Source organism: Streptomyces sp. DH37 (genome assembly GCF_029813835.1).
Classification (GTDB): Bacteria; Actinomycetota; Actinomycetes; order Streptomycetales; family Streptomycetaceae; genus Streptomyces.
The window spans coordinates 1-25,040 of sequence record NZ_JARVKV010000055.1 but is presented as its reverse complement, the minus strand read 5'-3'; the positions used below and the strand labels follow the sequence as shown (position 1 = coordinate 25,040).

Below are 25,040 nucleotides of genomic sequence, written 5' to 3'. Positions count from 1 at the left end.
GAGCAAGCACCCGGGTTCGTGGAACTCGACGGATCCCAGGCGAAGGAGAAGCACCTCGTGGCACGCATCGGTGACGGCGGCGATCTGCTCAAGTGCTCGTTCTGCGGCAAGAGCCAGAAGCAGGTGAAGAAGCTCATCGCGGGGCCGGGCGTCTACATCTGCGACGAGTGCATCGACCTCTGCAACGAGATCATCGAGGAAGAGCTCGCCGACACCTCCGAGATGCGCTGGGACGAGCTGCCCAAGCCGCGTGAGATCTACGAGTTCCTCGAGGGGTACGTCGTCGGCCAGGAGGCCGCCAAGAAGGCCCTCTCCGTCGCCGTCTACAACCACTACAAACGGGTGCAGGCGGGCGAGAACGGCGGTTCGCAGAGCCGGGACGACGGCATCGAGCTGGCCAAGTCCAACATCCTCCTGCTGGGCCCCACCGGCTCCGGCAAGACGCTGCTGGCGCAGACCCTCGCCCGGATGCTGAACGTCCCCTTCGCCATCGCCGACGCCACCGCCCTGACCGAGGCGGGCTACGTGGGCGAGGACGTCGAGAACATCCTGCTGAAGCTGATCCAGGCCGCCGACTACGACGTGAAGAAGGCCGAGACCGGGATCATCTACATCGACGAGATCGACAAGGTCGCCCGCAAGAGCGAGAACCCGTCGATCACCCGCGACGTCTCCGGCGAGGGCGTGCAGCAGGCGCTGCTGAAGATCCTGGAGGGCACCACGGCCTCCGTGCCGCCGCAGGGCGGGCGCAAGCACCCGCACCAGGAGTTCATCCAGATCGACACCACGAACGTGCTGTTCATCGTGGGCGGCGCCTTCGCCGGCCTGGAGAAGATCATCGAGTCCCGGGCGGGCGCCAAGGGCATCGGTTTCGGCGCCACGATCCGCTCCAAGCGCGAGATCGAGGCGAGCAACCAGTTCGAGGACGTCATGCCCGAGGACCTGGTCAAGTTCGGCATGATCCCGGAGTTCATCGGCCGGCTGCCGGTCATCACCTCCGTCCACAACCTCGACCGCGAGGCGCTGCTGAAGATCCTGGTCGAGCCGCGCAACGCGCTGGTCAAGCAGTACCAGCGGCTCTTCGAGCTCGACGGCGTGGAGCTGGACTTCGACCGCCCGGCGCTGGAGGCCATCGCCGACCAGGCGATCCTGCGCGGCACCGGGGCGCGCGGCCTGCGCGCCATCATGGAGGAGGTCCTGATGTCGGTGATGTACGAGGTGCCCTCGCGCAAGGACGTGGCGCGTGTGGTGATCACCGAGGACGTCGTCCACTCCAACGTCAACCCCACCCTGGTGCCCCGCTCCCGCGGCGACCAGGGCCAGGGCCCGCGCGAGAAGAGCGCCTGAGCGCGCACGCACGGCACGTACGCGGCGGGCGCGCGCGTCGGGTGTCACTCGATCTCGACGCGCGCCTCCCTGTGCAGCTCCGCGGCCAGGTCGGCGGCGTCGCCGATCGGCGCCCCGCCCTTGCCGCCGAGGAACGCCGAGATGTCGGCCAGGGACACCGCGCCGACGGTGCTGTAGTCGGCCCAGACGCAGAAGGGCATGGTCGCCTTCCCGCCGCTTCCCAGCCCGGTGGAGGAGTCGCCGGTGAACTCGGCCTCCTGGCACTTCATCACGGCGTTCTCCAGCCCTTCGGGGGACACCTCCTCCGGTTCGCCCACCAGCGTGACCTTCGCGTCGCCCTTCTCGGAGGACTCCTCGCCGGCGCCCTCGGCGAGGGTCGCGAACAGGGTGTCGACGGCTGCCTCCGGGTCCTTCACCTCGCCCCACACCCCGTTGAAGGACAGGGCCATGCCGGTCGTGGGGTCGGGGTCGCCGACGTTGCCGGTGAGGTACTCGGCGTTGACCTCCTGGGCGTCGGAGACGCCGACCTTCTCCAGTTGCTCGAGGTCTTCCGAGTCGAACCCGTCCGATTCGCCGGACGGTGCCTTCTTGTACTCGCCGGCCAGTGTCGCGGGAGCCACGAGCTTGTACCGCTTGCCGTCGTCGGCGAGGTCGCCGCCGCCGTCGGAGAAGACGAGGTAGCCGCCCACCGCCAGGCCGACGACCGCGAGGACGGCGACCAGGGCGCCGATCGTCTTGCCCTTGCCGCCGCCCGGCGGGGGAGGGGGCGGGGGCACGTAGCCGCCGGGCTGCTGCGGATAGCCCGGCTGCCCCCAGCCCTGCTGCTGGGGGAAGCCCGGCTGGGGCTGACCGGGCTGCTGCGGGTGGCCGTACCCCGGCTGGGGGCCGCCGTACGGCGGCTGCGGCGGCTGCTGCGGCTGGCCGTACGGACCGGGCTGCGGCGGCGGCTGGTGGTAACTCATGCTGGGGCTCCCCCTTGATCGGACACGTTCGCGAATGAGCCGTCCCATCCTGGCGGACCCCCGCTCCCCCCGGTCACCCGGCCCTCCAAACCGATTCGAGACTGCTACACAGCCGCCCGTACACTGGCCGTCGTGACCGAGAACACTCAGCAGAGCCCGACCCCCGCGGGGGCGGAGCCGTCGACCAGCGCCCATGCCGACCTGCCGACCCAGTACGTTCCGGCCGAGGTGGAGGGGAAGCTGTACGAGCGCTGGGTAGAGCGCGGTTACTTCGAGGCGGACGCCAAGAGCGACAAGCCGCCGTACACGGTCGTCATCCCGCCGCCGAACGTCACCGGCAGCCTGCACCTGGGCCACGCCTTCGAGCACACGCTGATCGACGCCCTCACCCGCCGCAAGCGGATGCAGGGCCACGAGACGCTGTGGCAGCCGGGCATGGACCACGCCGGCATCGCCACGCAGAACGTCGTCGAGCGCGAGCTGGCCAAGGAGGGCAAGTCCCGCCACGACCTGGGCCGCGAGGCGTTCGTCGAGCGCGTCTGGCAGTGGAAGGCCGAGTCCGGCGGCCAGATCTCGGGCCAGATGCGGCGCCTGGGCGACGGCGTCGCCTGGTCGCGCGAGCGCTTCACCATGGACGAGGGGCTCTCCCGCGCCGTCCAGACGATCTTCAAGCGGCTCTACGACGACGAGCTGATCTACCGCGCCGAGCGGATCATCAACTGGTGTCCGCGCTGCCTGACGGCCATCTCCGACATCGAGGTGGAGTACGCCGACCAGGACGGCGAGCTGGTCTCGATCCGCTACGGAGAGGGCGAGAACTCCATCGTCGTGGCCACCACCCGCGCCGAGACGATGCTCGGCGACACCGCCGTGGCGGTCCACCCCGACGACGAGCGCTACGCCCACCTCGTCGGCTCCGAGATCGAACTGCCGCTCACCGGCCGCCGCATCCCGGTCGTCGCCGACGAGCACGTCGACCCCGAGTTCGGCACGGGCGCCGTCAAGGTCACCCCGGCGCACGACCCCAACGACTTCGAGATCGGCCGCCGCCACGACCTGCCGAGCATCACGGTCATGGACGAGCACGCGGTCATCACCGCCCACGGCCCCTTCCAGGGCCTGGACCGGCTGGAGGCCCGCTCGGCGGTCGTCGGCGCGCTGCGCGCCGAGGGGCGCATCGTCGCCGAGAAGCGCCCCTACGTCCACTCCGTCGGCCACTGCTCGCGGTGCAAGACCACCATCGAGCCGCGGCTGTCCATGCAGTGGTGGGTCAGGGTCGGCCCGCTGGCGAAGGCCGCCGGCGACGCGGTGCGCGACGGCCGGGTGACGATCCACCCCAAGGAGATGGAGTCCCGCTACTTCGGCTGGGTCGACAACCTCCACGACTGGTGCATCTCCCGCCAGCTGTGGTGGGGCCACCGCATCCCGGTCTGGTACGGCCCGGACGGCGAGACCGTCTGCGTCGGCCCGGACGAGGAGCCGCCGAGCGGCGAGGGCTGGCACCAGGACAGCGACGTGCTGGACACCTGGTTCTCCTCCGGCCTGTGGCCGTTCTCCACGCTCGGCTGGCCCGAGCGGACCGAGAGCCTGGAGAAGTTCTATCCGAACTCCGTCCTGGTCACCGGCTACGACATCCTCTTCTTCTGGGTCGCCCGGATGATGATGTTCGGCCTCTACGCGATGGACGGCACCCCGCCCTTCCACACCATCGCGCTGCACGGCATGGTCCGCGACCAGTTCGGCAAGAAGATGTCGAAGTCCTTCGGCAACGCGGTCAACCCACTGGACTGGATGGACACGTACGGCTCCGACGCGCTGCGCTTCACCCTCGCGCGCGGCGCCAACCCCGGCGTCGACGTCCCCATCGGCGAGGACTGGGTCCAGGCGTCCCGCAACTTCGCCAACAAGGTCTGGAACGCCACCCGCTTCGCGCTGATGAACGGCGCCACGGTCGAGGGCCCCCTGCCCGCGCCCGGGGAGCTCCTCGCGACCGACCGCTGGATCCTCTCCCGGCTGAACACGGTCGTGGCCGAGGCGGACGCGTACTACGACGACTACCAGTTCGCCAAGCTCTCCGACCTCCTCTACCACTTCGCCTGGGACGAGGTCTTCGACTGGTACGTCGAGCTGTCCAAGACCACCTTCGCCGAGGGCGGCGCCGCGGCCCGCGCCTCCGCCCGCGTCCTGGGCGAGGTCCTGGACACCACGCTGCGGCTGCTCCACCCGGTGATGCCCTTCGTCACCGAGACGCTGTGGACGACGCTGACGGGCGGCGAGTCCGTGGTGATCGCCGACTGGCCGGCCGACTCCGGCTTCCGCGACGCGGCGGCCGAGGAGGAGATCGCCACGCTCCAGCGGGTGATCACCGAGGTCCGCCGCTTCCGCGCCGACCAGGGCCTCCAGCCCGGCCAGCGCGTCCCGGCCCGCCTCACCCTGGACGGGACCCCGCTGGCGGCGCACGAGGCGGCCATCCGCTCCCTGCTGCGCCTGCAGCCGGAGGGGGAGGGCTTCCAGACCACCGCGTCCCTGCCGGTGGCGGGCGCGAGGGTGGAGCTGGACCTGTCCGGCGCGATCGACTTCGCGGCCGAGCGCAAGCGCCTGGCGAAGGACCTGGCGGCGGCCGAGAAGGAGCTGGCGCAGACCACGGCCAAGCTCGGCAACGAGGGCTTCCTGGCCAAGGCCCCCGACCACGTGGTCGCCAAGATCCGCACCCGCAGGGAGCAGGCCGAGGCGGACATCGCCCGGATCACCGCCCAGCTGGACGCGCTGCCGCAGGGCTAGCACGCCCCGCGAGCGGGTAGGACGGAAGGTACGACGAGAGAGCGGCAGCCGCCGCGCCCGGGCCGGGCGCGGCGGCTGCCGCCGTCTCCGTACACTGAAACCGTGAGCGAGCACCCCCCGCACGACCCGTACGACGGCCCCGGCGACGCCCCCGGCGAGGACGGGGGCCCCGGCGATCCCCCGGACCGGTTCGAGGAGATCATCGGCGCCGAGACGGACCGCGACCCCGATCTCGCCGTGATCGAGGCGGGCAGCCGCACCCTGCGCACCCAGGCGGGGCCGGCCGGGGACGACGCGCTGCCGGTCCGTCCCGAGGACCCGGAGCTGGACCGGGCGCTGCGGGCGGTGGAGGCCGAGCTGGTGGGGCGCTGGCCCGAGACGAAGCTGGAGCCGTCCCTGAAGCGGATCAGCGCGCTGATGGACGTGCTCGGCGAGCCGCAGCGCTCCTACCCCTCCATCCACATCACCGGTACCAACGGCAAGACCACCACCGCCCGGATGATCGAGGCGCTGCTGGGCGCGTTCGAGCTGCGCACCGGCCGCTACAGCAGCCCGCACGTGCAGGCCGTCACCGAGCGGATCAGCCTGGACGGCGCGCCGATCTCCGCCGAGCGGTTCATCGAGACGTACGAGGACCTCAGGCCGTACGTGGAGATGGTGGACGCCTCCCAGGAGCACCGCCTGTCGTTCTTCGAGGTCATGACCGGCATGGCGTACGCGGCCTTCGCCGACGCGCCCGTGGACGTGGCGGTCGTCGAGGTCGGCATGGGCGGGAGCTGGGACGCCACCAACGTGATCGACGCGGGCGTCGCCGTCATCACCCCGATCGCCCTGGACCACACCGACCGGCTGGGCGACACGCCCGGGAAGATCGCGGAGGAGAAGTCCGGCATCGTCAAGCAGGGCGCCACCGTCGTCCTGGCCCAGCAGCCGGTGGAGGCCGCCTCGGTCGTGCTGCGCAAGGCCGTGGAGACGGACGCCACCGTCGCCCGCGAGGGCCTGGAGTTCGGCGTCGTCTCCCGCGAGGTGGCCGTCGGCGGCCAGCTGCTGACGCTGCGCGGGCTGGGCGGGGAGTACCCGGAGGTCTTCCTGCCGCTGCACGGCGCCCACATGGCGCACAACGCCGCCGTGGCGCTGGCGGCCGTCGAGGCGTTCTTCGGCATCGGCTCCCAGCACGCCCGCACCCTGGACATCGACGCCGTCCGCACCGCCTTCGCCTCCGTGACCTCCCCGGGACGGCTGGAGGTGGTGCGCCGCAGCCCCACGGTGGTGCTGGACGCCGCGCACAACCCGGCGGGCGCCCTGGCCACCGCCGCCGCGGTCACCGAGGCGTTCGGCTTCAGCCGGCTGGTCGGCGTGGTCGCCCCCAGCGCGGAGAAGGACGTGCGCGGGCTGCTGGAGGCCTTCGAACCGATCTTCGCCGAGGTCGTGGTCACCCGTAACGCCACCCCCCGCGCCATGGACGTGGACGAGCTGGCGGCGCTGGCCGTCGAGGTCTTCGGCGAGGAGCGGATCCAGGTCGAGCCGAGGCTGGACGACGCGCTGGAGGCGGCCATCACCCTGGCCGAGGAGGAGGGCGAGTACTCCGGCGCGGGGGTGCTGGTCACCGGCTCGGTGTTCACCGTCGGCGAGGCCCGGCTGCTGCTCGGAAAGGACAGGTGACGGCGGTGCGTACGCTCTGCGCCTCCACCCTCGTCGGCGAGTTCCTCGTCATCGGTTTCGCCTCCCTGGTGGCGATGCGACTGGGCGGTCTGCCCGCGGGGACGGTCTGGGCGGTCGGCGGTACGGCGATGGTGCTGTGCCTGCTGCTGTGCGGGGTGCTCGGCCGGCCCGGTGCGCTCCAGCTCGGCTGGGTGCTGCAGATCGGCCTGATCGCCTCCGGCTTCGCCGTCCCGGCGATGTTCTTCCTCGGCGCGCTCTTCGCCGGGCTGTGGTGGGCGTCCATCCACTTCGGCCGGAAGATCGACGAGGCGAAGGCCCGCTTCGCCGCCGCCGCCGACGCCGCCTGACGGGTGCCGCCGGAGCACGGACGGGCTCCCTGTAGCCTCTGAGCACTTGTGAAAGCCCGTATTCCGTATGACTCCAAGGAGCAGTCGACCATGAGCCAGCGCACCCTCGTCCTCCTCAAGCCCGACGCGGTCAGGCGGGGCCTGATCGGCGAGATCGTCGGGCGCATCGAGCGCAAGGCCGGCTGGACGATCAGCGCGCTGGAGCTGCGCACGCTGGACCGCGCCACGCTGGAGCAGCACTACGCCGAGCACGTCGGCCGCCCGTTCTACGAGCCGCTGCTGGAGTTCATGACCTCCGGCCCGGCCGTGGCGATGGTCGTCGAGGGCGAAAGGGTGATCGAGGGGGTGCGCGCCCTGGCCGGGCCGACCGACCCGATCGCCGCAGCGCCCGGCTCCATCCGGGGGGACTTCGGGACGATCGTGCGTGAGAACCTCATCCACGCCTCGGACTCCGAGGAGTCCGCCGAACGGGAGCTGAAGATTTTCTTCCCTTCCCACTCCTGACGGCGTGTCATTTCACCGGACCTCTTGACCTGGGGCGATCGATGGAATTCGATCGCCCCACCGTGAATTCGCCTCCACTCGGGGGAACGAATCACCCGGACGCGACGTCACCACATACGGGGATGACCCGCGTTCCGCCGACAATGACGGAGGAGGAACCCTCTCACCGCGTTCGAACGAGCGCGACTACGATGGAAACTTCTCCGGGCCCCGCAGCGCACGCTGTCGTCCTCCCCTTACATCGCTCCAGTTGGAAGGCCTGACGTATCCTCATGGCGAACAACATGTCGTTCATCGGCCGTGACATGGCTGTCGACCTCGGGACCGCCAACACGCTGGTGTACGTCAGGGGTCGCGGGATCGTCCTCAACGAGCCATCGGTCGTCGCCATCAACACCAACACCGGCGGGATCCTCGCAGTCGGCGCCGAGGCCAAGAAGATGATCGGCCGCACCCCCGGCAACATCGTGGCGGTCCGTCCCCTGAAGGACGGGGTGATCGCCGACTTCGAGATCACCGAGCGGATGCTCCGCTACTTCATCCTCAAGATCCACAAGCGGCGGTACCTCGCGCGCCCCCGGGTGGTCGTCTGCGTCCCCTCCGGCATCACCGGCGTCGAGCGCCGCGCGGTCATCGAGGCCTCCACCCAGGCCGGCGCGCGCCAGGTGCACATCATCGAGGAGCCGATGGCGGCCGCGATCGGCTCGGGCCTGCCGGTCCACGAGGCGACGGGCAACATGGTCGTCGACATCGGCGGCGGCACCACCGAGGTGGCGGTGATCTCGCTCGGCGGGATCGTCACGGCGCAGTCCATCCGGGTGGCGGGCGACGAGCTGGACAACGCGATCATCCAGCACATCAAGAAGGAGTACAGCCTCCTGCTGGGCGAGCGCAGCGCCGAGAGCATCAAGATCACGATCGGCTCGGCGTACGACATGGAGACCGACGAGCACACCGAGATCCGCGGCCGCGACCTGGTCAGCGGGCTGCCCAAGACCGTGGTCATCTCCGCCAGCGAGGTCCGCAAGGCCATCGAGGAGCCCGTCAACTCCATCGTCGACGCGGTGAAGACCACCCTCGACAAGTGCCCGCCCGAGCTCTCCGGCGACATCATGGACCGCGGCATCGTGCTCACCGGCGGCGGCGCCCTGCTGCGCGGCCTGGACGAGCGGCTGCGGCGCGAGACGGGCATGCCCATCCACATCGCCGAGAACCCGCTGGACTCGGTGGCGCTGGGCTCCGGCAAGTGCGTCGAGGAGTTCGAGGCGCTCCAGCAGGTGCTCGACGCCCAGCCGCGGCGCTGACGGAACGGTCCGACAAGCCCGACAAGTCCAACAAGTCCAACAAGGGGAAGGCACGGCCGTCGCACGTGAGGGATACACGAGAGAGCCGGCTGCTGCTCGTTCTGCTGGTCGCCATCGCGTTCGCACTGATCACCGTGGACATCCGCGGTGGTGAGCGATCACCGCTGGACGGCGCGCGACAGGTCGCCGCGTCCGTCCTCGGCCCGGTGGAGAGCGGCGTCGCCACCGCCGTCGACCCCGTCGGCAACGCCATCGCGGCCGTACGGGACTCCGGCGAGCGCTACGACCGGATCAGCGTGCTGGAGCAGGAGAACGCCGAGCTGAAGCAGCGGCTCGCCGCCTCCGACCGCAACAGCTCCCGGGTCGAGCAGCTCGACAGGCTCCTGCGGACCGCGGGCGCCGGGCAGTACGGCATCAAGGCCGCCCAGGTCGTCGGGATCGGCGCCGCCCAGGGCTTCTCCTGGACCGTCACCCTCGACGTCGGCGAGCGCGACGGCATCAGGCGCGACATGACCGTGATAAACGGTGACGGGCTCGTCGGCCGGGTGACCACCGTCGGGCCGAACACCTCCACCGTGCTCCTGGCCAACGACCCCGACTTCACCGTCGGCACCCGGATGGAGGGCACGGGCGAGCTCGGCTTCGCCAACGGCCGCGGCGACAGCGCGCTGACCGTCCAGCTCCTCAACAGCAAGGCCGACGTGAAGAAGGGCGACCGCCTGGTCACCTTCGGCTCCAGCAACGACCGGCCGTTCGTGCCCGGGGTGCCGGTGGGCGAGGTCATCCGGGTCGACCCGCACAGCGGCGGTCTCACCCGGACGGTGCGGGTGCGGCCGTACGTCGGCTTCACCAAGCTCGACATCGTCGGCGTCGTCGTCAGGCCGCCGCGCACCGACCCGCGCGACGCGGTCCTCCCGCCCAGGCCGAAGGCCCAGCCCACCCCGACGGTCACGGTGACCGTCGGCCCCTCGGCGAGTGCCGGCCCTGCGGCGGGCGCCGGTCCCTCCGGGGACGCCACCTCCTCCGGGGGCGCCACCCCCGGTCCTTCCAGGAGCTGACCGATAACGATGCACCTCAACCGGATCCTGCTCTCGACCGCGCTCGTCGTCGTCGCCCTGGTCGTCCAGGTCAGCGTGCTGGCCCGGCTCCAGCTGCCCGGCGCCGTACCGGACCTGCTGCTGCTGACCGTCCTCGGCCTGGCGCTGGTGTACGGCCACACCGGCGGCGCGCTGGTCGGCTTCGGCGCCGGTCTGCTGGCCGACCTCGCGCCGCCCGCCGACCACGCCGTGGGCCGCTACGCCCTGGTGCTGTGCGTCATCGGCTACGCCGCCGGCCTGACCAGGCCGGAGAACGGCCAGCACCGCTCGGCCACCGTCCCGATGCTCGTCGTGGCGGGCGCCGCGCTCTCCTCCACCCTGCTGTACGCCGGGGTCGGCGCGCTGGTCGGCGACACCGCCGCCCGCCACGTGGGCCTGGGCGTGCTGCTGACCACGGCCACCGTCTACGACCTGCTGCTCGCGCCGTTCACGGTCCCGGTGGTCATGGCGCTGGCCCGGCGCACCGCGCACGACCCGCTCGCCGACACGGCGGGCAGCGCCAGCGACGGTGCCCACAAGTACGACGGTCTGCTCGGCTCCGGCGGTCTCCGCGGCCGCGCGGCCCGGGTGGGCACCGCCCGGCGCGGCGGCCTGCCGGCCCGGATCCCCAGGAGCGGGTCGGGGCGGATCAAGGGCGTCAAGCGACTGTGACGGCGATTGCGACGGAGACGCAGTGAGCAACATTCCCGAGACCGGGCGCACCCCCCGGGTCACCATCCGGCTGGTCGCCATCCAGGTCCTGGTCTTCTCCCTGATGCTCACCCTCGGCGGACGGCTGTGGTACCTCCAGATCCGCAACGGGGAGGAGTACGCCGAGAAGGCCGCGGGCAACCACGTGCAGCAGGTCGTCCAGCCCGCCGTGCGCGGCGCCATCCTCGACGCGCGCGGCGTGCCGCTGGCCGACAACGAGACCCGGCTGGTGGTCTCCGCCAGCCGCACCGAGCTGATGAAGATGGACGACGACGGCGAGGCCGTCCTCACCCGGCTCGCCGACGTGCTGGACATGTCCTACAAGGAGGTGTCCGAGAAGATCCGCCTGTGCAACGCCGAGACGCCGCAGCCCTGCTGGAACGGCTCCCCCTACCAGCCGATCCCGGTGACCGACGAGGCCACCACCCAGCAGGCGCTCCAGATCCGCGAGCGCCAGGAGGACTTCCCCGGCATCACCGCCGAGCCCGTCGCCGTCCGCCGCTACCCGGCCCCGTACGGCGCCCGGACCGCGCAGGTCCTCGGCTACCTCTCGCCCGTCACCGACGAGGAGATCGCGCAGACCAAGGACACCGACTCGCCGCTGCTCAGCTCCGACCAGATCGGCCGCTCCGGCCTGGAGCGCCAGTACGACGCGGCGCTGCGCGGCGACGCGGGCGTGACCCGCTACAAGGTGGACAACCTCGGCCGGGTCATCGGGGAGGCCGAGAACGACAAGGGCGAACCCGGCTCCTCCCTCGTCACCAGCATCGACTCGCGCGTCCAGGCCGTCGCGGAGAAGGAGCTGGTCAAGGCGATGAAGGAAGCCCGCAAACAGCACGACCGCAACACCAACCGCACCTACGAGGCGGACGCGGGCGCGGTCGTGGTGATGGAGGCCAGGACCGGCCGGATCGTCGCGATGGCCTCCGCGCCGGACTACGACCCCAACGCCTGGGTCGGCGGCATCTCCGCCAGGGACTACGCCGAACTCACCGGCAAGGAGTCCAACTACCCGCTGCTCAACCGGGCCATCCAGGGACAGGCCGCACCCGGCTCGATCTTCAAGGTCATCCCGACCGCCGCGGCCGTCAAGGCCGGCTACGACTTCGACGGACGCTACAACTGCTCGTCCTCGTACAGCATCGGCGGCCAGGTCTTCAAGAACTTCGAGTCGCAGAACCACGGCATGATCGACCTCGGCCGCGCGCTGGAGGTCTCCTGCGACACCGTCTACTACGCCCTGGCCCACCAGGAGTGGAAGAAGGACGGCGGAGCCAGGCCGAAGAAGAACCCCGACGACTGGTTCTACAAGATGGCCCACGAGTTCGGCCTCGGCAAGCGCACCGGGATCGACCTCCCCAACGAGGTCGAGGGCCGCGTGCCCGACCGGGAGTGGAAGCAGAAGTACTGGGAGGCCAACAAGGACGCCTGGTGCAAGTACGGCAAGAAGGGCGGGGACTACGTCGAGCAGATCGCGTACGAGAACTGCCTGGAGGGCAACAGGCTGCGCGCCGGTGACAGCGTCAACTACTCCATCGGCCAGGGCGACACGCTGGTGACGCCCATCCAGATGGCCACCATCTACGCGGCCATCAGCAACGGCGGCACCGTGTACGAGCCCACCGTCGGCAAGGCGGTCATCAGCCCCGACGGCAGGAACGTCGAGGAGATCGAGCCGAAGAAGCGCGGCAGGCTCCCGATGGACGCCAAGACCCTGCGCCAGACGGACAAGGCCCTCGAGGGCGTCGCCACCCGCGGTACCGCGGCCTGGCGCTTCGCCGACGCCGGCTGGCCGCAGAAGGAGATCCCCATGCACGCCAAGACCGGTACCGCCGAGGTCTACGGCAAGCAGACCACCTCGTGGTTCGCGACCTACACCGACGAGTACGCGATCGTCATGACGATCTCCCAGGGCGGCACCGGCTCCGGCGCCTCCGGCCCCGCGGTGCGGGCGATCTACGACGCCCTGTACGGCGTGGGGGAGGACGGCAAGATCGACAAGAGGAAGGCGCTCCTGCCGAAGCCGCAGAAGGAACTCCCGAAGGTCAACTCCGACGGCACCATCGAGGCCCTGCGCCAGAAGGGCTTCAAGCCGTGAGCACCCACTCCTACACCGGGCGGCCCTGGCAGGAGCGCTCCGCATGGAGCAGGCTGACGGCGCGCGACTCCGTCCTCCGCCGCCTGGACTGGACACTGCTGCTGGCCTGCACGGCGCTGTCCGTCCTCGGCGCCCTGCTGGTGTGGTCCGCCACCCGCAACCGCACCGAGCTGAACGAGGGGGACCCGCACTACTTCCTCTGGCGCCACCTGCTCAGCCTCGCCATCGGCGTGGCGCTCGCGGTGGGCACCATCTGGCTCGGCCACCGCAGGCTGCGCGGCGCGGTCCCGGTGCTGTACGTGCTGTCGGTGCTGCTCACGCTGCTCGTGCTCACCCCGGTCGGCGCGACGATCAACGGCCAGCGCGCCTGGCTGAACCTGGGCGCCGGCCTCTCCCTCCAGCCCGCCGAGTTCGCCAAGATCACCATCATCCTGGGCATGGCGATGCTGCTGGCGGCCCAGGTGGACGCCGGCGACCGGGCCCACCCCGACCACCGCACGGTGGTGCAGGCCCTCGCGCTGGCCGCCGTGCCGATCGGAATCGTCATGCTGATGCCCGACATGGGCTCGGTGATGGTCCTGGCGGTGATCGTGCTGGGGGCGCTGCTGGCCTCCGGGGCCTCCAACCGCTGGATCATCGGCCTGCTGGCCGCGGGCGGCATCGGCGCGGTCCTGGTCTGGCAGCTCGGCGTGCTCGACGACTACCAGATCAAGCGCTTCGCGGCCTTCGCCAACCCCGCGCTCGACCCGTCCGGCGCCGGCTACAACACCAACCAGGCCCGCATCGCCATCGGTTCGGGCGGCCTCTACGGCAAGGGACTGTTCGAGGGCACCCAGACCACCGGGCGGTTCGTCCCCGAGCAGCAGACCGACTTCGTCTTCACCGTCGCCGGCGAGGAGCTGGGCTTCCTCGGCGCGGGCCTGATCATCTTCCTGGTGGGCGTGGTGCTGTGGCGCGCCTGCCGCATCGCCCGCGAGACGACCGAGCTGTACGGCACGATCGTCGCCGCCGGGATCATCGCCTGGTTCGCCTTCCAGTCCTTCGAGAACATCGGGATGACCATGGGCATCATGCCGGTCGCCGGCCTGCCGCTGCCCTTCGTCAGCTACGGCGGCACCTCGATGTTCGCGGTCTGGATCGCCATCGGGCTGCTCCAGTCGATCCGGGTGCAGCGCCCGGTCTCCGCCTGAGCCCGCCCCGCGTACCGGCCCCCGGCCGGTACGCGGGCGCCGGGCCGGCTCCGGCAGGCGTTACGCTGGATGGTCACTCCCGCCCGGCGGCCGGCGGTACCGGACCAGCCGCGCGGGCCCCCACCGAAAAACCGGCGAAACCCAGCAGACCCAGCGAACCCCAGCATCCGAGGACACCACCCATGCCTGTCGAGTCGGTCTTCCCGCGCCTGGAGGCCCTCCTCCCGCACGTCCAGAAGCCGATCCAGTACGTCGGCGGAGAGCTGAACTCCACCGTCAAGGACTGGGACGCCTGCGATGTCCGCTGGGCGCTGATGTACCCCGACGCCTACGAGGTCGGCCTGCCCAACCAGGGCGTCATGATCCTCTACGAGGTCCTCAACGAGCGCGAGGGCGTGCTCGCCGAGCGGACCTACAGCGTCTGGCCGGACCTGGAGAAGCTCATGCGCGAGCACCGGGTCCCGCAGTTCACCGTCGACGCCCACCGCCCGGTCGGCGCCTTCGACCTGTTCGGCGTCTCCTTCTCCACCGAGCTGGGGTACACCAACCTGCTCACCGCCCTCGACCTCGCCGGCATCCCGCTGGAGGCGAAGGACCGCACCGAGGACCACCCGGTGGTCGTCGCCGGCGGCCACGCCGCCTTCAACCCCGAGCCGATCGCGGACTACATCGACTGCGCGGTCATCGGCGACGGCGAGCAGGCCGTGCTGGAGATCACCGAGATCACCCGGGCCTGGAAGGCCGAGGGCCGCCCCGGCGGCCGCGAGGAGCTGCTGCTGCGCCTGGCGAGGACCGGCGGCGTGTACGTACCGCTCTTCTACGACGTGGAGTACCTGCCCGACGGCCGCATCGCCCGCGTCGTGCCGGGCCGCTCCGGCGTGCCGTGGCGCGTGTCCAAGCACACCGTGATGGACCTCGACGAGTGGCCCTACCCCAAGCAGCCCCTGGTGCCGCTGGCCGAGACCGTCCACGAGCGGATGAGCGTGGAGATCTTCCGCGGCTGCACCCGCGGCTGCCGCTTCTGCCAGGCGGGCATGATCACCCGCCCGGTGCGCGAGCGCTCCATCACCGGCATCGGCGACATGGTCGAGAAGGGCCTGAAGAACACCGGCTTCGAGGAGGTCGGCCTGCTGTCGCTGTCGTCGGCCGACCACAGCGAGATCGGCGACATCGCCAAGGGCCTGGCCGACCGCTACGAGGACGACAAGATCGGCCTGTCGCTGCCCTCCACCCGCGTCGACGCCTTCAACATCGACCTGGCCGACGAGCTGACCCGCAACGGCCGCCGCTCGGGCCTCACCTTCGCCCCCGAGGGCGGCAGCGAGCGCATCCGCAAGGTCATCAACAAGATGGTCTCCGAGGAGGACCTGATCCGCACCGTCGCCACCGCGTACGGCAACGGCTGGCGGCAGGTGAAGCTGTACTTCATGTGCGGCCTGCCCACCGAGACCGACGACGACGTGCTGCAGATCGCCGACATGGCGGCCAAGGTCATCTCCAAGGGCCGGGAGGTCTCCGGCTCCAACGACATCCGCTGCACCGTCTCCATCGGCGGCTTCGTGCCCAAGCCGCACACCCCCTTCCAGTGGGCCCCGCAGCTGTCGGCCGAGGAGACCGACGCCCGGCTGGACAAGCTGCGCGAGAGGATCCGCGCCGACAAGCGCTACGGCCGCTCCATCGGCTTCCGCTACCACGACGGCAAGCCCGGCATCGTCGAGGGCCTGCTCTCGCGCGGCGACCGGCGCGTCGGCGACGTCATCCGGGCCGTCTACGAGGCGGGCGGCCGTTTCGACGGCTGGCGCGAGCACTTCTCGTACGACCTGTGGATGGAGTGCGCCGAGCGCGCGCTGGCCCCCCACGGCGTGGACGTCGACTGGTACACCACGCGCGAGCGCACCTACGAGGAGGTCCTGCCCTGGGACCACCTCGACTCCGGTCTCGACAAGGACTGGCTGTGGGAGGACTGGCAGGACGCCCTCGACGAGACCGAGGTCGAGGACTGCCGCTGGACGCCCTGCTTCGACTGCGGCGTGTGCCCGCAGATGGACACGCACATCCAGATCGGCCCGACGGGGAAGAAGCTGCTCCCGCTGACGGTCAAGAAGTAGCCGCGACCGGCGGCGGTCCCGTCCAGCGGATGGCCGAGGCGCTTGCCGACACGCCCGGGGCGGACCGCGCCGAAGCCCTCCGGGGGCTCGGAGCGAAGGAGCGCGGGCGGGCTCCCCGCCCCGAGCGGCGCACGCCGCTCCCCGCCCCTCGGCGGGACCCGGGCGCCGCCCCGGAGGTCGAGCGGCCGTAGGACGTGGAGAGGCGTCCGGACGATCCCGTCCGGACGCCTCTCGGCGTTCTCGGGGTCCCGTTCACGCGGCAACGCGCACAGCCGCGTTCTCCCGTATGGCCGCTGCATCGACCCCGCTCGTACGGTCCGGAGCGTCCTCGGGGAGCAGGGCCTCCGCCCGCTCCAGGCCCTCCGGGAGGGCCGGGTCCGGGGCGGTCCACCCGCTCCCGACGCCGTACGTCCTCACGACCGCGGAGCGTACGGACCCGATGCCGGGGCTGTCGCCCCGTGGTCGCAGACGGACACGCACGTCCGGATCGGCCCGACGGGGAAGAAGCCGCTCCCGCTGACGGTCGCCGACGAGCACCCGCCGGCCGCGCGGGCGTACGCGCCCCGCCCCGGCCGGTGGACGTCCGCTGGCCGGGGGCGGTCGCGCGCTGACACACTGGCCGCATGCCCGAGCTGATCGCCCCCGCCGTCCGCGTCCACGCCTCCTTCCTGGAGGCGATGAAGGAGTTCGAGGCCGAGGGGCGCGGGGCGGCGGACGACAACTCGATGGTCGGCCGCGACATCCGCACCCACCGCGGACGCTGGGAGGACCCGGAGGTCTTCGCCGCGTACGTCGAGCGCGTCCGCGCCGACGCCGAGGAGGACAGCCCGCGCCCCGACGGTCACGTCCCGTGCACCACCCTGTGGTGGGTCGAGGGGGACACCTACCTCGGCCGCATCGCCATCCGCCACCGGCTCAACGGCTTCCTGCTCGACTACGGCGGCCACATCGGCTACGACGTGCGCGCCTCCGCCCGCCGCCGCGGCCACGCCACCGCGATGCTGCGCGCCGCCCTGCCCGTCGTGCGCTCCCTGGGCATCGACCCGGTCCTGGTCACCTGCGACGACACCAACACCGCCTCCCGCCGCGTCATCGAGAAGTGCGGGGGTGTCTTCGAGGACCGGCGGGGGAAGAAACTGCGGTACTGGATCGCCACGGGACCGTCCGCGCCGCAGGCGCGGGAGGCCGGGCGGGAAGAGGCCGGGGCCGCCGGCGAGTAGGCTGGTGGGTAGGTACGGGCCTACCGGCCCCGCACCGGCGGGGACGGCCCGGCCGCCAGTGTTCGACCGAGGGGCGCTCGGCGCGCCACCCCGCAGCAAGGAGAAGGATCCTGGGCAAGCGACAGCCCGAAGGCCCGCCGCCCGCACCCGCGGTGCAGCGCATCCGTCTGCGTTACACCAAACGCGGCCGCCTCCGGTTCACCAGCCATCGCGACTTCCAGCGCGCTTTCGAGCGGGCGCTCCGCCGGGCCGAGGTGCCCATGGCGTACTCCGCGGGCTTCACCCCGCACCCGAAGGTCTCGTACGCCAACGCGGCGCCGACCGGCACGGGCAGCGAGGCCGAGTACCTGGAGATCGCCCTCACCGAGCGGCGCGACCCGGAGGTGCTGCGGCGGCTGCTCGACGAGTCGCTTCCCGACGGACTCGACGTCGTCGACGCGGTGGAGGCGCACACCAGCGGCTTCGCCGACCGCCTGACGGCCTCCCGGTGGGAGCTGCGGCTCGACGGCGTCGCCCCGGAGGACGCGCGCAAGGCGGTGGAGGTCTTCCTCGCGGCCGACTCGGTCGAGGTCCAGCGGCAGACCAAGAAGGGCATGCGCACCTTCGACACACGTGCCGCGGTGGCCTCACTGGAGGTGGCCCCGGCCGGGTCCGATAGGCCCGGAGAGGCTCCCTGTGCGATACTGCGCCTGGTGGTACGGCACCTGACACCTGCCGTACGACCCGACGACGTCCTGTCCGGCCTCCGAGCTACGGCCGACCTGGCGCCGCCGGTCCCCGCAGCGGTGACCAGGCTGGCGCAGGGGCCGCTCGATGAGGAGACCGGCACGGTGACCGATCCGCTTGCGCCCGACCGCGACGCAACCCCCGTCGCGACGGTGCCGGACGGCACCGCGTAGGCCGACGCCGCCGCGCCGCCGATGTGCGAGGCACCAGGGAGCCACCCGGGTCCGGCCGTCAGGCAGGCGCATCCACCAGCAGACTTTCGCCGTAGCCGGGCCCGATGGCACGGAACCGGCGAGCGAGACAACAGCTCCCGTGCGGCGCCCGCGCCCCGGAGAACGGCCCGCGCACATCAGGCGGAGCCCGGCCGGATCGAGGCACGGCGCCCGGGAGCGTGAACGGGAGAACCGCCCGCATGCGCGAACCCACAGAGTCCGCGGAGCCCACGCCCGCGGAGAACATCGACAGTACGTCCGCCGCACCCGGCGGAGGGGCGGGCGCCGCATCCGGCGGCCCCGGTGACACACTGCCGCCGCGCCGCCGCCGCGCCGTGTCCCGCCCGGCGGGACCGCCCGCGGTGACCTCGGCGGAGCCGGAGGTCGTCACCACGGCGACGGCCGCCGCGGCGGCCGGGGACCCGTCGGCGCAGGCCTCCGCCCCCACCGCCGAGGCCGAGCCCGAGGCGCAGGCCGCGCCCGCGCGGCCCAGGCGCCGTGCGACCCGCCGCGCCTCCGCTCCGGCCGGCCCGCCCCAGGCGGCCGAGACGGTCGTGCCCGCGGCGGAGGCCCCCACCGCGGCCGAACCCGCCGAGCCGGCGGGGGCCTCTGCGCCCGAGCCGGTCGAGGAGCAGCCGGCGCCCGCCCGCACGCGCCGCCGTGCGACCCGCCGGGCCGCCGCACCCGCGGGCCCGCCGCAGACGGCCGGGGAGGACGCGGAGCCGGAGAAGCCCGCCGCCGAGCCGGCCGGGGCCTCTGCGCCCGAGGCGGCCGAGGAGCAGCTGGCGCCCGCCCGTACCAGGCGGCGCACCCGCAAGGCCGCCGAGCAGCCCGTGGAGGAGAAGCCCGCCGAGCAGCCGCGCGAGGCGGCGGCCGCCGAGACGGAGCGGCCCGCGGAGGCCGAGCAGACCGCGAAGACCGCGAAGGTCGAGCAGACGGCGAAGACGGCCAAGGCTGCGAAGACGGCGAGGTCCCGGAAGGCCGAGGAGACCGCCGCCGAGACGGAGCCCGAGGCTCCCCGGCGCGCCCGCAGGAGGCCGCCGGTGGCGCCCGTGGCGGTGTTCCAGGCGCCCGTGTTCGCCGAGCCGGTCTTCCAGACCCCGGAGACCGCCGCGGCCGCCGCCGCGGCCGAGGCCGCCGGGTCCGACGAGCCGGAGGAGCCGGAGGAGCCGGAGGAGTACGGGACCGAGACCGAGACCGAGGCCGAGGCCGAGCGCGCCGTGGAGGCCGAGCGCGAGGAGCGCGCCGAGGCCACCGCGTCGGCACGCCGCCGTCGCCGTCGCCGCCGCGCCGGCGAGCCCGCCGAGCAGGAGGAGCGGGACGAGCGGACCGCCGCCGGGAACGCCGAGGAGGCCGACGGCGAGGAGCGCGCCGAGGAGGCCGACGGCGAGGACACCGGCGAGGAGGACGAGGAGGCCTACGGCCCGGGCGAGAGCGAGGAGAGCGACGAGCGTCCCTCGCGCCGCCGCCGCCGCGGTGGGCGCCGCCGTCGCCGCGGCGGTGACGCCGAGGCCCCCGAGGACGCCGAGACCTCCGAGGACAGCGCCGAGGAGGGCGACGAGGGCCGCGAGGGCGCCGCCGGGAACGGCCGGGAGGACGACGAGCAGGGCGAGGACGCCGACGAGCACTCGGCATCCTCCAGCAGCACCTCGCGCCGTCGCCGTCGCCGCCGTCGCCGCAGCGGTGAGGCCGAGCCCCAGGCCGCCGAGGTCGCCCCGGACGACCCGGAGCGCACGGTCGTCAAGATCCGCGAGCCGCGGAAGAAGAAGGACGAGGCGTCCGAGAGCGCGGACGGCGTGCAGTCGATCAAGGGCTCCACCCGTCTGGAGGCCAAGAAGCAGCGCCGCCGCGAGGGCCGCGAGCAGGGCCGCCGCCGCGTACCGATCATCACCGAGGCCGAGTTCCTGGCCCGGCGCGAGGCCGTCGAGCGCGTCATGGTCGTGCGCGAGAGCGGCGAGCGCACCCAGATCGGGGTGCTGGAGGACGGCGTCCTCGTCGAGCACTTCGTCAACAAGGAGCAGGCCACCAGCTACGTCGGCAACGTCTACCTGGGCAAGGTCCAGAACGTCCTGCCGTCGATGGAGGCCGCCTTCGTCGACATCGGCAAGGGGCGCAACGCCGTCCTGTACGCCGGTGAGGTCAACTTCGAGGCCCTCGGCCTGTCCGGCGGTCCGCGCCGGATCGAGACCGCGCTCAAGTCCGGCCAGTCCGTCCTGGTCCAGGTGACCAAGGACCCGATCGGCCACAAGGGCGCCCGGCTGACCAGCCAGGTGTCCCTCCCGGGCCGCTACCTGGTCTACGTGCCCGAGGGCTCGATGACCGGCATCAGCCGCAAGCTGCCGGACACCGAGCGGGCCCGGCTCAAGCAGATCCTCAAGCGGATCGTCCCCGAGGACGCGGGCGTCATCGTGCGCACCGCCGCCGAGGGCGCCAGCGAGGACGAGCTGCGCCGCGACGTCGAGCGGCTCCAGGCGCAGTGGGAGGAGATCCAGGGGAAGGCCCGCAAGGGCAACGCGCCGACGCTGCTCTACGGCGAGCCGGACATGACCGTCCGCGTCGTCCGCGACATCTTCAACGAGGACTTCTCCAAGGTCATCGTCAGCGGCGACCAGGCGTGGGAGACGATCCACGGGTACGTCTCGCACGTCGCGCCCGACCTGGCCGGCCGGCTGCAGAAGTGGACCTCCGAGGTCGACGTCTTCGCCACCTACCGGATCGACGAGCAGCTGATGAAGGCGCTGGACCGCAAGGTCTGGCTGCCCAGCGGCGGATCGCTGGTCATCGACCGCACCGAGGCGATGGTCGTGATCGACGTCAACACCGGCAAGTTCACCGGCCAGGGCGGCAACCTGGAGGAGACGGTCACCAGGAACAACCTGGAGGCGGCCGAGGAGATCGTGCGCCAGCTCAGGCTGCGCGACCTCGGCGGCATCATCGTGATCGACTTCATCGACATGGTGCTGGAGTCCAACCGCGACCTGGTCATGCGGCGTCTGCTGGAGTGCCTGGGCCGGGACCGCACCAAGCACCAGGTGGCCGAGGTCACCTCGCTGGGGCTGGTCCAGATGACCCGCAAGCGGGTCGGGCAGGGTCTGCTGGAGTCCTTCTCCGAGACCTGTGTGCACTGCAACGGCCGGGGCGTCATCGTCCACATGGACCAGGTGCAGACCCAGGGCGGCGGCGGTGGGGGCAAGCGCGGCAGGAAGAAGGGCAAGGCCGCGCAGCAGCCCGAGCAGGCGCCCGAGATCGCCGTCGAGGTGCCGGCCGCCGAGGTGCCGGAGGAGGCCGCACCCGCCGGGACGTCCGTCGAGACGCCCGCCGAGGTCGCGGCCGAGGCCGCCGAGCCCAGGGCGCTGCCCGAGCCGGAGTTCGTCCCGGACGAGGAGCTGTACAGCAGCGCCGCCGAGGCCGAGGAGGCCGCCCGGCGCGGTCGCAGGCGCCGGCGTGTCGGCCGCAAGGTGTCGGCCCCGGCGGGTCCGCCGAAGGCGGCTGCCGAGGCGGAGGCCGCGGTGACGGTGGTTCCGGCCGCCGAGGAGACGGCTCCGGAGGCCGTGGAGGAGGCTCCGGTCGCGGAGGCTCCGGCCGCGGTGTCCGAGCCGGTGGCGGAGGCCGCGCCGGTGGCGGAGGCCGCGCCGCGTGCGCGGCGTCGTGCGACGCGGAAGGTGTCGGCTCCGGCGGGTCCGCCGAAGGCGGCTGCCGAGGCGGAGGCCGCGGTGACGGTGGTTCCGGCCGCCGAGAAGGCGGCTCCGGAGGCCGTGGAGGAGGCAGCGCCCCTCCCCGAGCCCGCTCCGGCCGCCGAGGAGCCCGCCCCGCCGGCCCGTCCCCGCCGTCGTGTGGTGCGCCGTGCGGCGGCTCCGGCCGGATCCCCGGAGGCTGCGGAGATCACCGAGCCGGCCGTCACGGCACCCGAGCCCGAGCCCGAGCCCGCGGCCGCGGCGCCCGAGCCGGAGACCGCCGCCGAGGCTCCGGCCGAGGCGCCCGCCGAGGAGGCGGCTCCGGCGAAGAAGGCGGCCCGCAAGACGGCCAAGAAGGCCACCGCCAAGAAGGCCGCGACCACGGCGAAGAAGACGGCGGCCAAGAAGACCGCCGCCAAGAAGACCGCGGCGTCGGCGACGAAGAAGACGGCCGCCAAGAAGACGGCGGCGAAGAAGACCGCCACCAAGAAGTCGGCCGCCCGCAAGACGTCCGCGGCCGAGCAGCAGGACCCGCCGTCCGTCTCGGCTCCGGCCGGGGACTGACGGCCCGGGCCCCGGCCGCCCTCACCGGCGTCCGGGGCCCGGTTTGATTCTCGACATCAGGCCCCGTAACCTTGACCGTCGCGGCGTGTCAATGGATACGCCAGGCTCCTGAGCAACTCCCTCCACGCGCTCCGCGAGGCATCGCGTGAGCGCGAGGAGAGGCCGCTCAATCCATTCGGACCAGCACGGGCCCCGCCCGTGGCGGGCGGCTGGCATCAGGGGCCCCACCCACGAGCGAGAGAGAGTTCCGCGTGTACGCGATCGTGCGCACCGGCGGCCGCCAGCAGAAGGTGTCCGTCGGCGACGTCATTGAGGTTGACCGTATCTCCACCAGCAAGGTCGGCGACAGCGTCGAGCTCTCGACCCTGCTCATCGTCGACGGCGACGCGGTCACCAGCGACCCGTGGGTCCTGGCCGGCGTGAAGGTGCACGCCGAGGTCGTGGACCACCACAAGGGCGCCAAGATCGACATCATGAAGTACAAGAACAAGACCGGTTACCGCAAGCGGATCGGTCACCGTCAGCTGCACACCGCGCTGAAGATCACCGGCATCGACGCCCCGGCGACGAAGTAAGGGACTGAGGAGAGATGGCACACAAGAAGGGCGCATCGTCCACTCGGAACGGTCGTGACTCCAACGCCCAGCGGCTCGGCGTGAAGCGCTTCGGCGGTCAGGTCGTCAACGCGGGCGAGATCCTGGTCCGCCAGCGCGGCACCCACTTCCACCCGGGCACCGGCGTGGGCCGCGGCGGCGACGACACCCTGTTCGCGCTGGCCGCCGGTGCGGTGCAGTTCGGCACCTCCCGCGGCCGCAAGGTCGTGAACATCGTCCCGGTCGCCAAGTAACCACCGGCTCCGGTACGACCCCGCAGCACCCTCCGAGGGCGGACCGCCTCTCGTCGTACGCGCCCCGCGCGTACGGCGGGGAAGCGGTTCCGCCCTCGGCGCGTTGTACGAAGGCGGCCCGCGCGGCGCCTCGCCGGCGCGCCGGCACCCCGCAATCCGTCACACCCCTCGAACACCAGCCTGGAGGCACCCGTCATGACCACCTTCGTGGACCGCGTCGAGTTGCACGTCGCCGCGGGTAACGGAGGCCACGGCTGTGCCTCCGTCCACCGCGAGAAGTTCAAGCCGCTGGGCGGCCCGGACGGCGGCAACGGCGGCCGGGGCGGCGACGTGATCCTCGTCGTCGACCAGTCCGTGACCACGCTGCTGGAGTACCACCACACCCCGCACCGCCGGGCGACCAACGGCAAGCCCGGCGAGGGCGGCCACCGCTCGGGCGCGGACGGCAGGGACCTGGTGCTGGCCGTCCCGGACGGCACGGTCGTCCTGGACAAGCAGGGCAACGTGCTGGCCGATCTCGTGGGCCAGGGCACCACCTTCGTCGCCGGCCGCGGCGGCCGGGGCGGCCTGGGCAACGCCGCGCTGGCCTCGGCCCGCCGCAAGGCGCCGGGCTTCGCGCTGCTGGGCGAGCCCGGGGAGACGCGCGACATCGTCCTGGAGCTGAAGACGGTGGCGGACGTGGCGCTCGTCGGCTACCCGTCGGCGGGCAAGTCGTCCCTGATCTCCGTCCTCTCCGCCGCCAAGCCGAAGATCGCCGACTACCCCTTCACCACCCTGGTGCCCAACCTGGGAGTGGTGACGGCCGGTTCGACCGTCTACACCGTCGCCGACGTCCCCGGGCTGATCCCCGGCGCCAGCCAGGGCAAGGGGCTCGGCCTGGAGTTCCTGCGCCACGTCGAGCGCTGCGAGGTCCTGGTCCACGTGCTGGACTGCGCGACGCTGGAGTCCGACCGCGACCCGGTGACCGACCTGGACGTCATCGAGGCCGAGCTGGCGCAGTACGGCGGTCTGGAGGGCCGCCCGCGCGTCGTGGTGCTCAACAAGGTGGACGTCCCCGACGGGCAGGACCTCGCCGACATCATCCGCCCCGATTTGGAGGCGCGCGGCTACCGGGTCTTCGAGGTCTCGGCCGTGAGCCGCAAGGGCCTCAAGGAGCTCTCCTACGCCCTGGCGGGGATCGTGGACGAGGCGCGCGCGGCCAGGCCGAAGGAGGAGGCGACCCGCATCGTCATCCGTCCCCAGGCCGTGGACGACGCCGGCTTCACCGTCACCCGCGAGGGCGAGGGCCTCTTCCGCGTGCGCGGCGAGAAGCCGGAGCGCTGGGTGCGCCAGACCGACTTCAGCAACGACGAGGCCGTCGGCTACCTCGCCGACCGGCTCAACCGCCTCGGTGTCGAGGACGAGCTGATGAAGGCGGGCGCCCGCGAGGGCGACGGCGTGGCCATCGGCTCCGAGGAGGACGCGGTCGTCTTCGACTGGGAGCCCTCGATGGCCGCGGGCGCCGAGATGCTCGGCCGCCGCGGCGAGGACCACCGCCTGGACACCCTCCGCCCGGCCGCCCAGCGCCGCCGCGACCGCGACGCGGAGCGCGACGAGGCCCTGCGCGAGTACGAGGACTTCGACCCCTTCGAGGAGTGACCGGTCCGCGTGTCCCCGTGCCCGCGCGGGCACGGGGACGGACACGGAGGAGGGCGGCCGCGCCACCGG

General features: G+C 72.3%; 18 protein-coding genes. 17 read left to right on the top strand and 1 reads right to left on the bottom strand.

What is annotated here, in order from left to right; all coding sequences use genetic code 11:
- Positions 1-57 precede the first annotated feature (57 nt).
- Positions 58-1,347: an ATP-dependent Clp protease ATP-binding subunit ClpX gene (clpX, locus tag QC029_RS23080; protein ID WP_279557674.1), complete on the top strand. Its 1,290-nt coding sequence runs from the start codon at positions 58-60 to the stop codon at positions 1,345-1,347.
- 44 nt (positions 1,348-1,391) lie between these two features.
- On the opposite strand, the gene QC029_RS23075 is transcribed toward clpX, so the two are convergent.
- Positions 1,392-2,309, bottom strand: coding sequence for a hypothetical protein (locus tag QC029_RS23075; protein WP_279557673.1), 918 nt, complete (start codon positions 2,307-2,309; stop codon positions 1,392-1,394).
- Between the two features lie 132 nt (positions 2,310-2,441).
- On the opposite strand from QC029_RS23075, the gene QC029_RS23070 reads away from it, so the two are divergent.
- The 16 genes from QC029_RS23070 (at position 2,442) to obgE (ending at position 24,971) form a co-directional block, all read left to right on the top strand.
- A complete protein-coding gene (locus tag QC029_RS23070; protein WP_279557672.1) occupies positions 2,442-5,090 on the top strand; it encodes a valine--tRNA ligase in 2,649 nt (882 codons plus the stop codon).
- Positions 5,091-5,288: 198 nt separating this feature from the next.
- A complete protein-coding gene (locus QC029_RS23065; protein WP_279557695.1) occupies positions 5,289-6,752 on the top strand; it encodes a folylpolyglutamate synthase/dihydrofolate synthase family protein in 1,464 nt (487 codons plus the stop codon).
- A gap of 5 nt (positions 6,753-6,757) precedes the next feature.
- Positions 6,758-7,099, top strand: a complete 342-nt coding sequence (locus QC029_RS23060; protein WP_279557671.1) for a DUF4233 domain-containing protein — start codon at positions 6,758-6,760, stop codon at positions 7,097-7,099.
- A gap of 90 nt (positions 7,100-7,189) precedes the next feature.
- On the top strand, positions 7,190-7,603 hold the full coding sequence (ndk, locus tag QC029_RS23055; RefSeq protein WP_279557670.1) for a nucleoside-diphosphate kinase: 414 nt from the start codon (positions 7,190-7,192) through the stop codon (positions 7,601-7,603).
- Positions 7,604-7,887: 284 nt separating this feature from the next.
- Positions 7,888-8,907 (top strand): rod shape-determining protein, encoded by a 1,020-nt coding sequence (locus QC029_RS23050; protein WP_279557694.1) that lies wholly within the window; start codon positions 7,888-7,890, stop codon positions 8,905-8,907.
- A gap of 65 nt (positions 8,908-8,972) precedes the next feature.
- On the top strand, positions 8,973-9,965 hold the full coding sequence (gene mreC / locus QC029_RS23045; RefSeq protein WP_279557669.1) for a rod shape-determining protein MreC: 993 nt from the start codon (positions 8,973-8,975) through the stop codon (positions 9,963-9,965).
- Between the two features lie 9 nt (positions 9,966-9,974).
- Positions 9,975-10,655 (top strand): rod shape-determining protein MreD, encoded by a 681-nt coding sequence (gene mreD / locus QC029_RS23040; protein ID WP_279557668.1) that lies wholly within the window; start codon positions 9,975-9,977, stop codon positions 10,653-10,655.
- A gap of 22 nt (positions 10,656-10,677) precedes the next feature.
- Positions 10,678-12,792 carry a penicillin-binding protein 2 gene (gene mrdA, locus QC029_RS23035; protein WP_279557667.1) on the top strand — a complete coding sequence of 705 codons (2,115 nt, stop codon included), beginning with the start codon at positions 10,678-10,680 and terminating at the stop codon, positions 12,790-12,792.
- On the top strand, positions 12,789-13,982 hold the full coding sequence (gene rodA, locus QC029_RS23030; protein WP_279557666.1) for a rod shape-determining protein RodA: 1,194 nt from the start codon (positions 12,789-12,791) through the stop codon (positions 13,980-13,982). The genes mrdA and rodA overlap by 4 nt, the downstream gene beginning before the upstream one ends.
- A gap of 182 nt (positions 13,983-14,164) precedes the next feature.
- Positions 14,165-16,090 (top strand): TIGR03960 family B12-binding radical SAM protein, encoded by a 1,926-nt coding sequence (locus tag QC029_RS23025; protein ID WP_279557665.1) that lies wholly within the window; start codon positions 14,165-14,167, stop codon positions 16,088-16,090.
- A 623-nt stretch (positions 16,091-16,713) separates the two neighbouring features.
- The gene (locus tag QC029_RS23020; protein ID WP_279557664.1) at positions 16,714-17,310 is read left to right on the top strand and encodes a GNAT family N-acetyltransferase; all 597 of its coding nucleotides are present in this window, start codon (positions 16,714-16,716) and stop codon (positions 17,308-17,310) included.
- Between the two features lie 152 nt (positions 17,311-17,462).
- Positions 17,463-18,209 carry a TIGR03936 family radical SAM-associated protein gene (locus QC029_RS23015; protein ID WP_279557663.1) on the top strand — a complete coding sequence of 249 codons (747 nt, stop codon included), beginning with the start codon at positions 17,463-17,465 and terminating at the stop codon, positions 18,207-18,209.
- 239 nt (positions 18,210-18,448) lie between these two features.
- Positions 18,449-22,486: a ribonuclease E/G gene (locus QC029_RS23010; RefSeq protein WP_279557662.1), complete on the top strand. Its 4,038-nt coding sequence runs from the start codon at positions 18,449-18,451 to the stop codon at positions 22,484-22,486.
- 251 nt (positions 22,487-22,737) lie between these two features.
- Positions 22,738-23,061: a 50S ribosomal protein L21 gene (gene rplU / locus QC029_RS23005; RefSeq protein WP_093654483.1), complete on the top strand. Its 324-nt coding sequence runs from the start codon at positions 22,738-22,740 to the stop codon at positions 23,059-23,061.
- A 14-nt stretch (positions 23,062-23,075) separates the two neighbouring features.
- A complete protein-coding gene (rpmA, locus tag QC029_RS23000) occupies positions 23,076-23,333 on the top strand; it encodes a 50S ribosomal protein L27 (protein WP_279557661.1) in 258 nt (85 codons plus the stop codon).
- 195 nt (positions 23,334-23,528) lie between these two features.
- Complete coding sequence (gene obgE, locus QC029_RS22995) at positions 23,529-24,971, top strand: GTPase ObgE (RefSeq protein ID WP_279557660.1); 1,443 nt, start codon at positions 23,529-23,531, stop codon at positions 24,969-24,971.
- Positions 24,972-25,040 lie beyond the last annotated feature (69 nt).

Bases quoted from the DNA above. Each gene is read 5' to 3' on its own strand.
- QC029_RS23075 (WP_279557673.1), bottom strand. From the start codon at position 2,309: ATGAGTTACCACCAGCCGCCGCCGCAGCCCGGTCCGTACGGCCAGCCG.
- ndk (WP_279557670.1), top strand. From the start codon at position 7,190: ATGAGCCAGCGCACCCTCGTCCTCCTCAAGCCCGACGCGGTCAGGCGG.
- QC029_RS23050 (WP_279557694.1), top strand. From the start codon at position 7,888: ATGTCGTTCATCGGCCGTGACATGGCTGTCGACCTCGGGACCGCCAAC.
- mreD (WP_279557668.1), top strand. From the start codon at position 9,975: ATGCACCTCAACCGGATCCTGCTCTCGACCGCGCTCGTCGTCGTCGCC.
- QC029_RS23025 (WP_279557665.1), top strand. From the start codon at position 14,165: ATGCCTGTCGAGTCGGTCTTCCCGCGCCTGGAGGCCCTCCTCCCGCAC.
- QC029_RS23020 (WP_279557664.1), top strand. From the start codon at position 16,714: ATGCCCGAGCTGATCGCCCCCGCCGTCCGCGTCCACGCCTCCTTCCTG.
- QC029_RS23010 (WP_279557662.1), top strand. From the start codon at position 18,449: ATGCGCGAACCCACAGAGTCCGCGGAGCCCACGCCCGCGGAGAACATC.
- rpmA (WP_279557661.1), top strand. From the start codon at position 23,076: ATGGCACACAAGAAGGGCGCATCGTCCACTCGGAACGGTCGTGACTCC.
- obgE (WP_279557660.1), top strand. From the start codon at position 23,529: ATGACCACCTTCGTGGACCGCGTCGAGTTGCACGTCGCCGCGGGTAAC.